The sequence below is a fragment of the Pseudomonas sp. SDO52101_S400 genome, from assembly GCF_054071635.1.
On sequence record NZ_JBSVWF010000017.1, the window covers coordinates 1 to 12,911 of the forward strand.

The 12,911-nt window shown below is 62.3% G+C and carries 13 protein-coding genes; 2 read left to right on the top strand and 11 right to left on the bottom strand.

The window, feature by feature from the left end; genetic code table 11:
- The first annotated feature begins 286 nt into the window (after positions 1-286).
- Together ccoN and ACW9HX_RS10775 are read left to right on the top strand one after the other, a co-directional pair.
- Positions 287-1,714 (top strand): cytochrome-c oxidase, cbb3-type subunit I, encoded by a 1,428-nt coding sequence (gene ccoN / locus ACW9HX_RS10770; protein ID WP_207986088.1) that lies wholly within the window; start codon positions 287-289, stop codon positions 1,712-1,714.
- 15 nt (positions 1,715-1,729) lie between these two features.
- A complete protein-coding gene (locus ACW9HX_RS10775; RefSeq protein ID WP_085708239.1) occupies positions 1,730-1,951 on the top strand; it encodes a CcoQ/FixQ family Cbb3-type cytochrome c oxidase assembly chaperone in 222 nt (73 codons plus the stop codon).
- A 206-nt stretch (positions 1,952-2,157) separates the two neighbouring features.
- On the opposite strand, the gene ACW9HX_RS10780 is transcribed toward ACW9HX_RS10775, so the two are convergent.
- The 11 genes from ACW9HX_RS10780 to ACW9HX_RS10830 all read right to left on the bottom strand — a co-directional run bounded on the left by ACW9HX_RS10780 (position 2,158) and on the right by ACW9HX_RS10830 (position 12,887).
- Positions 2,158-2,649 carry a hypothetical protein gene (locus ACW9HX_RS10780; protein ID WP_457380581.1) on the bottom strand — a complete coding sequence of 164 codons (492 nt, stop codon included), beginning with the start codon at positions 2,647-2,649 and terminating at the stop codon, positions 2,158-2,160.
- A 116-nt stretch (positions 2,650-2,765) separates the two neighbouring features.
- Positions 2,766-3,275: a GNAT family N-acetyltransferase gene (locus tag ACW9HX_RS10785; RefSeq protein ID WP_457380582.1), complete on the bottom strand. Its 510-nt coding sequence runs from the start codon at positions 3,273-3,275 to the stop codon at positions 2,766-2,768.
- A gap of 67 nt (positions 3,276-3,342) precedes the next feature.
- Positions 3,343-4,320 carry a LysR family transcriptional regulator gene (locus tag ACW9HX_RS10790; protein ID WP_457380583.1) on the bottom strand — a complete coding sequence of 326 codons (978 nt, stop codon included), beginning with the start codon at positions 4,318-4,320 and terminating at the stop codon, positions 3,343-3,345.
- Between the two features lie 178 nt (positions 4,321-4,498).
- A complete protein-coding gene (locus tag ACW9HX_RS10795; RefSeq protein ID WP_457380584.1) occupies positions 4,499-5,446 on the bottom strand; it encodes a peptidylprolyl isomerase in 948 nt (315 codons plus the stop codon).
- The gene (locus ACW9HX_RS10800) at positions 5,443-5,919 is read right to left on the bottom strand and encodes a YbjN domain-containing protein (protein ID WP_457380585.1); all 477 of its coding nucleotides are present in this window, start codon (positions 5,917-5,919) and stop codon (positions 5,443-5,445) included. Before ACW9HX_RS10800 ends, ACW9HX_RS10795 begins: the two co-directional genes overlap by 4 nt.
- A gap of 29 nt (positions 5,920-5,948) precedes the next feature.
- Positions 5,949-6,578: a DNA repair protein gene (locus ACW9HX_RS10805; protein WP_457380586.1), complete on the bottom strand. Its 630-nt coding sequence runs from the start codon at positions 6,576-6,578 to the stop codon at positions 5,949-5,951.
- Between the two features lie 17 nt (positions 6,579-6,595).
- Positions 6,596-8,293, bottom strand: a complete 1,698-nt coding sequence (locus ACW9HX_RS10810; protein ID WP_457380587.1) for a putative porin — start codon at positions 8,291-8,293, stop codon at positions 6,596-6,598.
- Positions 8,294-8,332: 39 nt separating this feature from the next.
- Entirely contained in the window at positions 8,333-9,037 is a 705-nt protein-coding gene (locus tag ACW9HX_RS10815; protein ID WP_457380588.1) for an energy transducer TonB family protein, read from the bottom strand.
- A gap of 3 nt (positions 9,038-9,040) precedes the next feature.
- Positions 9,041-9,466 carry an ExbD/TolR family protein gene (locus tag ACW9HX_RS10820; RefSeq protein ID WP_007955109.1) on the bottom strand — a complete coding sequence of 142 codons (426 nt, stop codon included), beginning with the start codon at positions 9,464-9,466 and terminating at the stop codon, positions 9,041-9,043.
- Positions 9,467-9,477: 11 nt separating this feature from the next.
- Positions 9,478-11,277, bottom strand: coding sequence for a DUF2341 domain-containing protein (locus ACW9HX_RS10825; RefSeq protein WP_457380589.1), 1,800 nt, complete (start codon positions 11,275-11,277; stop codon positions 9,478-9,480).
- A 14-nt stretch (positions 11,278-11,291) separates the two neighbouring features.
- Positions 11,292-12,887, bottom strand: a complete 1,596-nt coding sequence (locus ACW9HX_RS10830) for a ShlB/FhaC/HecB family hemolysin secretion/activation protein (RefSeq protein ID WP_457380590.1) — start codon at positions 12,885-12,887, stop codon at positions 11,292-11,294.
- Positions 12,888-12,911 lie beyond the last annotated feature (24 nt).

The following is a 12,911-nucleotide window of genomic DNA, read 5'->3' on the forward strand; positions in this document are numbered from 1 at the left end:
GTGTGTCAGGCAACTGACTTGTTGGCTGACACACCGCATTCGCGAGCAAGCCCGCTCCCACAGGATTTTTTAACGACTATGGACGAACGGCGCAGTGCACAACAGATGCACCTGAACACATAAAAACCGTATCAGGGCGCGGCAGATGGCCGCAGGCAGCGCTTGGATCTGATCCGCATAAATCAACAATTCCTGAGCCTGTTTTGTTTCCGGTGGGGTTTCTACAGTGCAGCTCGTGCCAGACCGGGTGGCCTGGCAAGACTTTGCAACCGTGGAAGAATTGACCATGAGCACAGCAACAATCGGACAGGCTTATAACTACAAGGTCGTCCGCCAATTCGTCATCGCGACTGTTTTCTGGGGTGTCGTGGGCATGGCGATGGGGGTATGGATCGCCTCGCAACTGGTATGGCCGGACATGAATCTGGACTTGCCGTGGACCACCTTCGGCCGCTTGCGACCGTTGCACACCAGCCTTGTGATTTTCGGTTTCGCCGGCAGCGCGCAATTCGCCGCCAGTTACTACGCGGTGCAGCGTACCTGCCAGGTGCGGCTGTACTCGGACAAACTCGCAGCCTTCACCTTCTGGGGTTGGCAATCGGTGATCGTGATCATGCTGGTCACCCTGCCGATGGGCTACACCACCACCAAGGAATACGCCGAGATCGAATTCTCCGGCGCGGTGTGGATGGCCGTGGTCTGGGTCGCGTACGCCATTGTGTTCTTCACCACCGTGGTACAGCGCAAGACCAAGCACATCTACGTCGGCAACTGGTTCTTCGGTGCGTTCATCCTGGTGATCGCCATGCTGCACGTGGTCAATCACCTGTCGATTCCGGTGGACTGGTTCAAGTCCTATCCGGTGTATTCCGGCGCCACTGACGCCATGGTGCAGTGGTGGTACGGGCACAACGCGGTGGGCTTCTTCCTGACCACCGGATTCCTCGGGATGATGTATTACTTCGTGCCCAAGCAGGTCAATCGGCCGGTGTATTCGTACCGGTTGTCGATCGTGCATTTCTGGGCGCTGATCACCCTGTACATCTGGGCCGGCCCGCACCACTTGCACTACACCGCGTTGCCGGACTGGGCGCAGTCGCTGGGCATGGCGATGTCGCTGATCCTGCTGGCACCGAGCTGGGGCGGGATGATCAACGGGATGATGACCCTCTCGGGCGCCTGGCATCAGTTGCGCACCGACCCGATCCTGCGCTTCCTCGTCCTGTCGCTGGCGTTCTACGGCATGTCGACCTTCGAAGGCCCGATGATGGCGATCAAGACCGTCAACGCTCTCTCCCACTACACCGACTGGACCATCGGCCACGTCCATGCCGGGGCGCTGGGCTGGGTGGCGATGATCACTTTCGGCGCGACCTACCACATGGTGCCGAAAGTCTTTGGCCGCGAACGCATGCACAGCACGCCGCTGATCAACCTGCACTTCTGGCTGGCGACCATCGGCACCGTGCTGTACATCGCGTCGATGTGGGTCAACGGGATTACCCAGGGCCTGATGTGGCGGGCGATCAACGAGGACGGCACGCTGACCTATTCGTTTGTCGAAGCATTGCAGGCCAGTCATCCGGGGTTCGTCGTACGGTTTGCCGGTGGGGTGTTCTTCCTCAGCGGTATGTTGCTGATGGCTTACAACGTGTGGCGCACGGTGCGGGTTGCCGACGTCGCGATTGCCCACCGTGAAGCGCAGATCGCCTGAGGCAGGGAGCCGGACATGTTCGATATCGTTTTGAATGTATTGGGCGTGCTGTTTCTGTGGCTGTCGGTGGAGTACTGCTTGCGCCATGAAACGGCTGAAAGTCTGGACGATGCGAGTCTGACGCCATTTGCGGATGATCCGGAGGTGGCTAGGCGGGTTGAGCTGGCTACCGGCAAGACTGTGAAAGCAGTGGCGCCGGAGGTGGCGAAGCCGGGGTGGGTCAATCTTGAGATGTGAGGTGTGGCAGGGGCAGCCCCCTCACCCTAACCCTCTCCCAGGGGGAGAGGGAACTGACCGAGTTGTTTGTTCGAGATACACCGACCTGAAATATCGAAGGTGAATGCAATATCAACAACAACGAAGATCTGCTCCCTTTCCCCCTCGCCCCCTTGGGGGAGAGGGCTGGGCGGGCGGCGTTCCGATGAGGGGGTAAGCTTTTGATCTTAGGTGCGGTCTCGGGGTATCAAGCTCTGCAGTTGCTGCGCGAGAAAATTCGCATCGAAAGCAAACGTATCCGGATCCTTCAACCCATTGGTCTTACGCCACTGCCACTCCCCGCCCGGCAGCCCCACCAGCGAAACACTCCCGTAACGCGCCGCCGTCAGCCCCATCACCGCCAGCGAAATCTGCCCGCCACTGCCCATCACATCCGGCACGAACTCCACCGGTTTGCCGGCAATCACGATGCTGAGTTTTTCGGTCTTGAAGGTTGACGTCTCAACCGGAACGCTCGGCCCGAACGCCACATAAGCCTCGCGACTGACCTCCAGCAAACCCGGCGCCTGCACCGGCTCCAGCCATTGCTGAATCTGCCCGAACAGTTCAGTAATCCGTGAGGCCCAGGTCGCCGATTGCGTCTCGAACAGTTGCTTCTTGTGCGCTTCGCTGTCGGCATAGTGGCGAAGCATTTCGCCCAGTTGCTGTACGTCGTCCATTGCGGTGTTCCTTCAAGGAAGCAGTGCTGCGGACTTCGAGCATGGCAGATGCCGGTGACGACCGTGCAAGTCATTTGCCTGCACGGTCGCCTCGTTAGCCATTGGCTGACAGAAGGTCAGCGTTTGCGCAGACGCGCCATGCTCAGGGTGTCGACCCATTGCCCGTCACGCACCGCGTAATCGCGGAACAGGCCTTCGGTTTCGAAGCCGAACTTGCGGTAGAGGCCGATGGCCGCCTCGTTGTCGGCGTACACCGAAAGCTCAACCCGGTGCAGGTTCATCCAGTTGTCGGCGACGTCCAGCGCCGCCGCCAACAACTTCGTACCGACACCTTTGCCCTGCCACGCCACCGCAACGGCCATGCCGACACTGCCGGCGTGACTGCGGCGAATCCGCGAGAACTGCTCCAGCCCCAGATTGCCGATCACCACCCCCTGATGCAGCGCCACCAGTTGCACCACCCGCTCATTGTCCGGCGCCAGGCGTTTGCGCCAGACCTCGGTGGTCTGAAACGGCATCTGCAACACCTGCCGGGTCACAGCCGGGTCGTTGTAAAGCGCAGTGACGCCCTCGACGTGGGACTCGCTGAAGCGTTCGAGGTGAATGGCGGGGTTGTGCTCAGGCATGAAAGATCCCTCCTGGATCAGTGCGTGGCCGGTCACTGTAAACCGGCGCAACTGATCCTGGCGAGACTTACTCGAACCACTCCTGCCGCTCATTGAAAGTGCGTTGAATCAACTCAACCAACGTCCGCACCTCGCCAACCTCCTGCGATTCACTGTTCACCGCCAACCACGCCTGCAACCGCATCGCCTCGTCAAACAACCCCGGCAACGCCACCAGCCCGCGATCAAACCGGCTCATGTACATCGGCAGCAACCCGATGCAAGCGCTGCACCGGATCATCTCCAGCATCAATTCATAGGATTGCATCTGCACCACGCCAGCCAGGCGCTGTTCCACGAGATTGTTCCAGGGCCGGAAACTGTCGATCTGCCGATCATGCTGCCATTGCACCAGCATGAAATCCGCAAGGTCATCAGGACTTTCCGGGCGTGCAGTGACGCGGGAGTAGCGTTTGGCGATGTGCGGCTGATATTCCAGTTGCGCTAGGCGTTGCGGTTCGCTGGTGGCGAAGGTCGGGCCGGGGTGCGGGGTTTCGCCGTGAGCGAGCCACAGCACGATGTCGGCGCTGACGGCACGCAAGGCCAGCTCGCTGTCGAGGGCGATGATCTCGAGGCGCACGCTGGCGTTGCGGCGCAGCAGTGCGATGAGGTCGCGGCCGAGGATGTCGTGCAGGATCGATTCGGCGACGGCCAGCCTGATCAGGGGCTGTTCGATCACCGGCAGTTTGCGTTCGTGGGCCAAAGCGATCAGCTGCGCCTGCAATTGCTGGCCTTCGCGAGTCAGGCTGAGCGCGCTGCCCTGAAAGCTGAACAGCGCGCATTGCAGTTGCTGTTCAAGCTGCGCCAGTTGCTTGCGCAGCAGAGTCGAGCGCACGTTGAGGCTGCGGGCGGCCTGCATGAAGCAGCCGCAACGGGCACTGACCAGAAAATATTGGGCGACGTCGCCGTCGAGGGTCGCCGCTTGCGCCAGCCAGGGTTCTTCCTTGTCATGGGGCCAGCGGAAATCGGCGCTGCTCTGTCGTGCTGCGGGTTCGGTGAATGACATCGATGACTCCCTGTCGATCTTTGTTTTGATGTGCCGCAAGCCAGTTTTCTGAATCCAGTGATTTCCCTGTGGGAGCTGGCTTGCCAGCGATAGCGGAGTGTCAGACACCACATAAGTTGGATGTGATTGCCTCATCGCTGGCAAGCCAGCTCCCACAGGGACTTCGGTGATGCTGAAATCAGCGTTTTTCCTCCAGCACCTTGTTGAGTTCTGCCCCGTCGATGCTCAGCGTCGCGGTATTGAGCATGCCGTCGAGATACGCTTGGGCGATCTGTTCCTGCCGTTGTGCCCGCAAGGCCTGGGTCAGTTGGTCGCGCAGCTCGTCGAGGGTCGCGGTGCGGGCCGGTTGTTGTTCGGTGAGTTTGATCACGTGGAAACCGGCGCTGCTTTGCACCGGTTCGGAAACCGCGCCGACCTTGAGTCGCGCCACCGCACCACGGACTTCCGGCACCAGTTGCTGCAACGGTTGCAGGCCGGTATCGCCGCCGCGCTCAGCAGTGAGGCGATCCTGGGAAAACTCCTTGGCCAATGCAGCAAATTCCCCCGGGGCTGCCTGGGCTTTTTTGCTCAACTCTGCCGCCTGCTTGCGTACGGCATCAAGATTCTGCGGCTCGTTGACCCCGAGGAAAATCTGGCTGACCCGATACAGCGCCGGCGTCTGCCAGTTGGCCTTGCCGGCGTCATAGGCCTGCTGCAACTCGGCGGCGCTCGGGTAGTCCGCCGGCACTTTGCTCACCGACTGCAAATAGTCGCGGAACACAATCTGCTCGGTGGCTGCACGGGTCTGCCGCACCACGTCCGGGCGCTGCGCCCAGCCTTGGGCGTCGGCCTGTTCCAGCACGGCTTTTTCGGCCAGGCGCGAACGGATCCAGCGTTCCAGGGCCTCACGATTGCCGCGCAATTGCTCTCGGGTCTGCGGTGGAACAGCCGCCAGCAACGCCTGCAATTCCTCCGGTGTGACCTGCTGATTGCCCAGCCGCGCCACCGCCGGCCCGGCACTGCTGCCCACGACCGGCGCCGGTTGCTGGGCGGCGACCGGGTCATTGCCCGGCCGCACCACCAGCGCCACGGCCACCACCAACAGCGCCACCGCAGCGGCGCTGATTACCATGGCAGGTTTCGTCACAGCGCAACTTCCTCTTGCTCAGCCACTGCGGTTTTTGCGGTTTGTGCAGCAGTACCGTTCTGGGTGAAATCGCGCAGGTACACGATGAACTCCTGGAGCAGGCGATCCCACAATTCCAGGTTGCCGCGCAGGTGATCGTTGCTGACGCCGGCGGCCACCACCACGTCCATTTCCATCACCAGAAACTCGCCCTGCAACGACAACCGGGCAAAGCGGCGGGTCGCATTCCACTGTTCGGCCACACCGGCCGGCAACTCGCCCTGCACGCGCAATGCACAGCTGAAGGTGAAGTCAACGTAACTGCCCTGCTCCGCCACCGCCGGGTTGCCGAAACGCACGGCGTAACCGATGCCCTGACTGGCGCTGAGCAACTGGACGATGCCGTTCTGTTCGGTCTGGTTGACCCGATAACCGGCGGCTTGCAGCACGTCGGTCAGAGATTGCGGGGAGACGTGGGAGATCAATTGAGTCATTACTTCTTCCTTGTTTATGAGTCTTTTAATCAGTGCGCGATCGCGGCTTGCGGCGCATCGAATTGAGTCTTGTACAGCTCATCGCCGAAGCCCTGAGCCAGTTCATCGAACTTGACCCGGGCGCTGCCGGCGAAGGGCTGGCGGATCTTCATCACCTCGGCCACATCGATGTTTTCGTAGGCGGTGAGAATCTGCTTGGCCACGCCGTACATCTGCTGATTCTTGACCGAACATTGCTGCACTTGTGTGTCACGTTCAGTCAATTGCGCTTGAAGCTTAGACCGTTCTGCCTCTTTGGCACGGGCCATGACCAGCAGCTCGTCATAGGCTTTCTTGAACTTGCCGGTCTGCTCGTTACTTGCCGCCACCTGCGCCTGGGCCTGGCTGTGCAGGCTTTGTTGCTGCCCGGCCAGTTGCTCGGCGAGGCCTTTGGCCTTGGCCAGTTCGGCGGTCAATTGCTTGATTTGCGCCTGCGCAGCCTTGGCTTCGTTCTGCGCCGCCAGTTGCGCGGCGCTGGCCTGGGCCTGCTGGCTTTGCAGGGTTTGCAGTTGCTGGGTGGTGCTGCGCAACTGGGTGCGCAGACGTTCCTCCATGCCCTCCGCGTTCACCCCGCTGGCGACGATCAAGCCCAGACCCAACACTAAAAATCGCGCGTTCATAAACCACTCCCGGCGCCTTAGAAGCGCGTGTTGATCTCGAGCTGCAAGACGTCGATGTCGAACGGCGCGCCATACACCGCCTCGGTGCTCATCCAGCGGCCAGTGGCGTAGACGTTCTTCGCCAGACCGTAATTGCCACCCAGGAAATAGCCCTTGGCGTTGGTGCCGCCGAGGTGGAACGACGAGTCGTTGAAGCCGTCCGGCAAGGCGTCAGGCTGGATGTACTTGTAGCCGGCGAACATATTCCAGTCGCCCTGCTTTTTCAGCTCCAGCGCGCTGCCGAGGGTGAACTGCACCATCCACGCATTGGCGCCGCTTTCGATGTTGCCGTTGCTGTCGAGGTTGTTGACCAGTTGCCCGGCCGCACGCTTGCGCATGTCGCCTTCGTCGTAGCCGAGGTTGTGGATGTAGTTGCCCTGGGTGCGCAGTTTGAAGTCTTCCGGCAGGTCGGCGTCCCACACGAGGTTCAGGTCCAGCAGGTTGAACTCCGAAGCCAGGCCAACGAATTGCGGCTGCGGCGTGGTGCTCGGGTTGAGCGGGTTCGGCGTGATGTCGCGCAGCAGGAACACACTGTTGCCCTTCTGCATGAACGCCGCGCGCGTACCGTCGGTGTCGCAACCCGGCGCGCCGGCCCACGGCTCGCAAGGGCTGGAGCGCTGGCCTTCGATGTCGTCGAAGCGGTAGTAGGCCAACGCACCTTTCAAGCGGTTGTTGCTGTTGATCGCCCATTTGGCACCGATCTGCGCGCCGTACAACCACTTGTTGTCGCTTTCTTCCTTGTCGAAGCCGTTGCTGGTGGTGGTGTCGTTGGTGTAATCCACCGGGAACGCGCCGACGGTGCCAAACACGCCCCAGTCGCGGCTGAGCTTGTGGTCGAAGATCGCCGCCACACCGTCGAAGTTCAGGTCGTTGGAATACAGCATGTCGGTGGACATGAACGGGTTGGCAAAGCGCCCGCCGGTCACGGTCAGTTCATCCGACGGCTTCCAGCTCAGGTAACCCTGATCGAGCCAGATGTCTTTCTTGGCGAAGCCGCCGCCGAGGCTCTGGGTGGTCGACACCGGGTTGTTGTCCGAGCCGGTGCCAATGCGGATGCCAGCGGTCCATTCCGGCGAAATCACCGCTTTCATGCCCAGTCGGGCGCGCAGGCGGAACAGGTTGGTGCGGTCTTCACGGGTGTTGAGCAACGGCGGCAACGCGGTGCTGCTGTTGGGGTTCACGTCGTACGGGCCGTTGTTGTTGAGTTTGGCGAAGTCGACGATTTCGTTGCTGTTGCTGCCCGAGTAGTAGCGCGATTCGTCACGCAGGCGAATGTCGCCGTCGAAGCTGATGCGCGACGCCCAGTCCGGGAAAGTGTTGGGCGCGGCCCAGTTTTCCTGCTTGGCGGTGGCCATGACTTCAGCCTTGACCTGATCGCGGATCTGGTCGCGCACCGCGGCCGGCACGTATTGCACCCGCACATCACCCGGCGCGGCGACCGGCCCGGCTGCCACAGCGCTAGACGCCGCAGCCTGCTTGGCCTGGGCCGCTTCGTTCTGGGCCTGGGCGATCAGTGCGTCGGCCTTGTCCTGTTTCAGAATGCCCTGCTCGACCAGCAAGCGGATCAGATTGATCGTGGCGTTCTCCGAGGGCGCAGGCGCTGCCGCGGCCTGCCCGACCAGGGTCGCGATGACCATGCCGACCGCCAGGGACAATCGATTCACGTTGGAAATCATCTGCACACAACTCCTTTTCATACAGCTTTATGAATTCGGTTAACCCGGACGCCGCCCTTGCAGGGACATGCGCACAGGCAAAGTGATGGAGGCCGGTGGCCGTTCGCTCAGATGGGGTGCGTTACGCAAGGCAGCCAGCACCTGACTGTCGATCTCGGGGTTGCCGCTGGACTTGACCAGCTCGACCCGGGTGATCTCGCCGACGCCGCTCAGCCACACATCGGCCTGCAGCGAAAACGCGAGGTTGCGCAGGTCCGGGTTCTCCCGAAGCAGCTTCTGGAAGGTGAACGCGAGGAACTGGCTGTAGGTGCCGTTGCCCACGCGCCCACCACCGGCGCCGGCCATGCCGCCGCCCTTGCCCGCGCCGATGTTGAAGGCGTCGTTGCCGCTCTGGGCATCACCGTCCATTTGCATCGGGTTGGCCAGGTCGTCCGCCGGCGATGGCGGCGCTTCTTCCTCGGGCTTGACCTCTTGGGGCTCGGGCGTCGGCTCCGGCTCGACGACTTTTTCTTCCACCGGGGTTTCCGGCTCCGGCGGTTTTTCCGGCGGCGGAGGTGGCGGTGGCGGCAACGGAATGATCGTCGGCACCTTCGGCGCTTCACGGCGGATGCCGCTCATGTCGTTGGCCCACTGCCACAACAGGTACGCGGCGATGGCGCCCAGCAGCAGCCCGGCGCCCCACTTCACGTAGCGCAGTGGCGACTTCTTCACCGGCAAAGGCTCGATTGGCAGTTGTGCAGTCATCACTCAGCCCTGCGTCGGTTTGCCGGTGACGAGACCGACCTGGGACAGTTCGAGCCGGCGCAGCAGATCCAGCACTTCGATGACCTTCTGGTACTGCACCGTGGCGTCACCGCGCACGATCACCGGGAAGTCCGGGTTCTGCGCCTTCTCGATGCGCAGGCGTTCTTCGAGCTCCGGCAGCGTCACCGGGTAAGCGTCGAGAAACACCTGGCCGCCGTCGTTGACGGAAATCGCCTTGGTCTTGGCCTCGGACAGCGACACCGCGGCGCTGGCCTTGGGCAGGTTGATCTGAATCCCGGAGACCTGCGCGGTGGCGGTGAGGATGAACATCACCAACACCACCATCAGCACGTCCACCAGTGGCGTGATGTTGATGCTGTCCACCGCTGCATCTTCATCATCGTCGTGGGAGGCATTTACGGACGCCATGTCAGTGCTCCTCAGGCCGGTACGGAGTGGTTGGCGTGATGACCGCGCTGATGCGCCGCCTCACTGGACTGGCCTTCGCCGTGCATCTCCGCCAGCCGGGTGATGAACTCGTCGACGAACAGGCGCATGTCGGCGCTGACTTCCTTGTTGCGGGTGATCAGGCGGTTGTAGCCAAACAGCGCCGGGATCGCGACGAACAGGCCCATGGCGGTGGCCAGCAAGGCTGCGGCCATACCCGGGGCGATAGCGTTGATGTTGACGTCGCCGGCCATGGCCGTGCCGAGGAACACCACCATGATCCCCAGCACGGTGCCGAGCAGGCCGATGTAAGGGCCGCCGGCGATGGCGTTGGACAGGGTCGAGAGTTTCGAGCTGAGTTGCTGGTTTTCCCGGGTGCGCACGCCATCCATGGAGCAGCGGATGGCTTCGATGGTCGCGGCCGAAACTGACGAGGTATCGGCGCCCTGTTCACGGCGAGTGCGGATCTCTTTCACCGCCACCTGGTACAGGCGCCACAGCGGCGAGTGCTGCAATCGCTGGGCGAGTTGCGTGTCGTCGGCGAACATTTCCAGGCGAGTGCCGACCTTGGCGAACTGCACGCGGAAGTCTTCGTTGGCGGCGGTGACGCGGCTGAGGGTGCGGCTTTTGCGCAGCATGATGATCCACGACTGGAACATCATCAGCACCAGCACCGCGATGATCACCCAGGCGTCTATCGGCACAGCGTTGAGCAGGAAGCCGAGGCTGCCGAAACCGAAACCTGACTGTTCTTCATCGACGCCATAGGCGACCAGTTTCGACTCGGCGCCCTGGGAAGTGGCGTCGGCCAGCAACAGCGGCGCCGGGCGGGCGACTTTCGACAGACGCAGTTCGTCGATGGCGCCTACGAATGGCTGGAACGCGCTCGGGGAAAGGTCAGCACCAATGGCCATGACCGAGTTGAACGCCGGCATCGCTTGAGCCAGTGCCGCACTCTCGCGACCGTTGATATACAGCGTCACTTTGGCGCCTTCGGCGGTCAGCGCGACATGCTGCCATTGACCCGGATTCAGCGGCTGCGTGGCGACGGCGCGCTGGCCGTCGATTTCCACGAACGGCACGCCCTGATTCACACCGACCAGCAGGCTGTTGGCGCCTTCGCGGCGGGCCAGGATCAGTTGCTCGCCGTTGGCCTGGTCCAGTCGCAGCCAGGCACTGAAGGTGAACGCGCTGCCGGCGTTGTGCTGCAACGACGGACTGGCCGGCAGCAACAGTGGTTGGCCGCTGAACTGCAAGGCTCGCCCTACTACGCCGTCGATGCTCGCGCCGGTCGCGCTCTGCGCGGTGTTGCCGTAAGCGGTGGTGTCTTTCGCCGGAGTGCCGGTGGCGCCTTCGAAGTGATAGAGCGCGGTGTAATTGGGATCGAACGTCAGTTGGCCGTTACCAGTGGCTGGCGCTTTCTGGTTGCCGTAATACATCCAGATGTCCTGACGCTGGCCGCCCTCGATATTCGGCACGTCGACCCAGATCAGCGCCATGCCCATCAGCGCATCGAAGCTTTCAATCTGGTGATTGAGCACGGTCTTGTCGTCAGCGGCGACGAAGCGCAGGTCCGAGCCGTCCTCTTTCACGCCATCAAACGTGAAGTTGCCGGTGTGCAGGCGCACCAGCAGCGCGGTGCGGCCCAGGGCCTGATTGATCCCGGCGCCTTGCGGCGTGGTGTCGACGGCGATCTGTTTGCGGTAATGCCAGTCGTCCTGCCACCAGGCCTGAGCCGTGGCTGGGAGCACGAAGCCCAGGCAGATCAACAACGAAAGGAAAAGGCGCTGCATGGAGATGCTCCTTGTTAGAAAGTGGCCTGTAGGTTGAAGTGCAGGCGCGATTCCTGTTTCGAGGTGTTCGGCCCTTCGAGTAGCGGGTAGCCCCAGTCGACGCTGCCGGACAGCCATTTGCTCAGGCTGGCGCGGGTGCCGAGGCCGACGCTGGCCAGGGCGTAACTGGCGTCCTGATCCGGGAGCTCGTCGCGCAGGTACAGTTGCGCGCCTTCGGCGAAGGCGTAGAAGCGCCAGTCCTGCATCCAGGTGCCGGCGTACTTGGCCAGCGACGGTGTGCGGACTTCCTGACTGAGCAGTACGCCGTCATCGCCCGTGCGCTCGGCGGCCAGATAGCCGCGTACCGAGGTCGCACCGCCGGCAGAAAACTGTTCGTTGGAAACCAGTGGCCCCGACGCCAGCTGGAACGCGGCTTTGCTCGCGCTCTGCCAGTCGTTGTCGAAGGTCCAGGTGAAGTTGGTATCGCCCTTGAGCACGGCGAAACTCGGATTGGCGCGGTAGCGCTTGTAGTCAAACTCCTCGTCGGAGCTGCCGTAACCGAAGATGCTTCGGGTGGCCGCGACCAGGCTCAGCCCGAGGCCGAGCTGGCTCTTTTCGCTGTAGCGATAGCCGTTGTAGGCGAAGGTGAACGGCGCGTATTTCAGCGGCACCTTGTCGCTCTCGCCGGACAGGGTCAGGCGCTCGTCGAAGTCTTTGAAGTCGATGCCGGCCGACAGCGAGTTCGACCAGTTGCCACTGGACGGGATCGTGTAGATCGCCGAAACGCCGTAGGAATGGCCCTTGCCGAGCACGTTGCTGCCGCCGATGGTGGCGACGTTGCTGTCGGACTGGTAACCGGAGAACTGCACGCTCCAGCGGTCGGTCAATGGCGCGGTGTACGAGCCGGACCAGACCTTGGCGTTGTCGGTGTCCTGCGGCGCGGTGAAGAAAGTCAGGTTGATGCTGTGGCCGAGTTGCCAGAGGTTGTTGTAGCCAAGGCTGGTCACGGCGCGGAGTTTTTCGGTGTCGGCGCTGTAGTCGTTGTTCAGCCCCACGCTGGCGGTCCACGGGTTCTGGTCTTCGACCTGCAAGTCCACGTCCATGGTGCCGGGGCGCTGGCCTTCGCGTACCAGTGGCATCACCTGCCGGCCCGGGGTCTTGTTGAGCTGCGCCAGTTCGCCCTGGACCTTGGCGAAGTCCGGCACCTCGCCTTCCTTCAGCGCCGGGACATTGTCGCGGATGTCCAGCGGCGAATAGTGTTTGGCGCCGACCACCCGCACCCGACCGACCTTGGTTTCGCTGACTTGCAGGTAGACGATGCCATCGGCCACGGCTTGCTCCGGCAGTTCGACGAACACCGATTGGTAGCCGCGTTCCTGATAGACCTTTTGCAGGGCATCCCGCGCGCCTTCGATGTCGCTCAAGGCTTTTTGCGGGCCGAGAAACGGGTACACCGCCTCTTCGATCGCCCGCGCATCGAGCACGGTGTTGCCGCGCACGAAGTATTCGTTGACGTCCACCAGACGCTGCGCTGCTGTGTTTTCGGCCTCATCGGCGAACGCCGGCTGTGCGCCGGCCGTCACCAGCAGCCAGCCCCACAGCGCCAGCCGTGACGTGAAAATCTGATCCACACTACCCCCTGAAATTCGCGATGA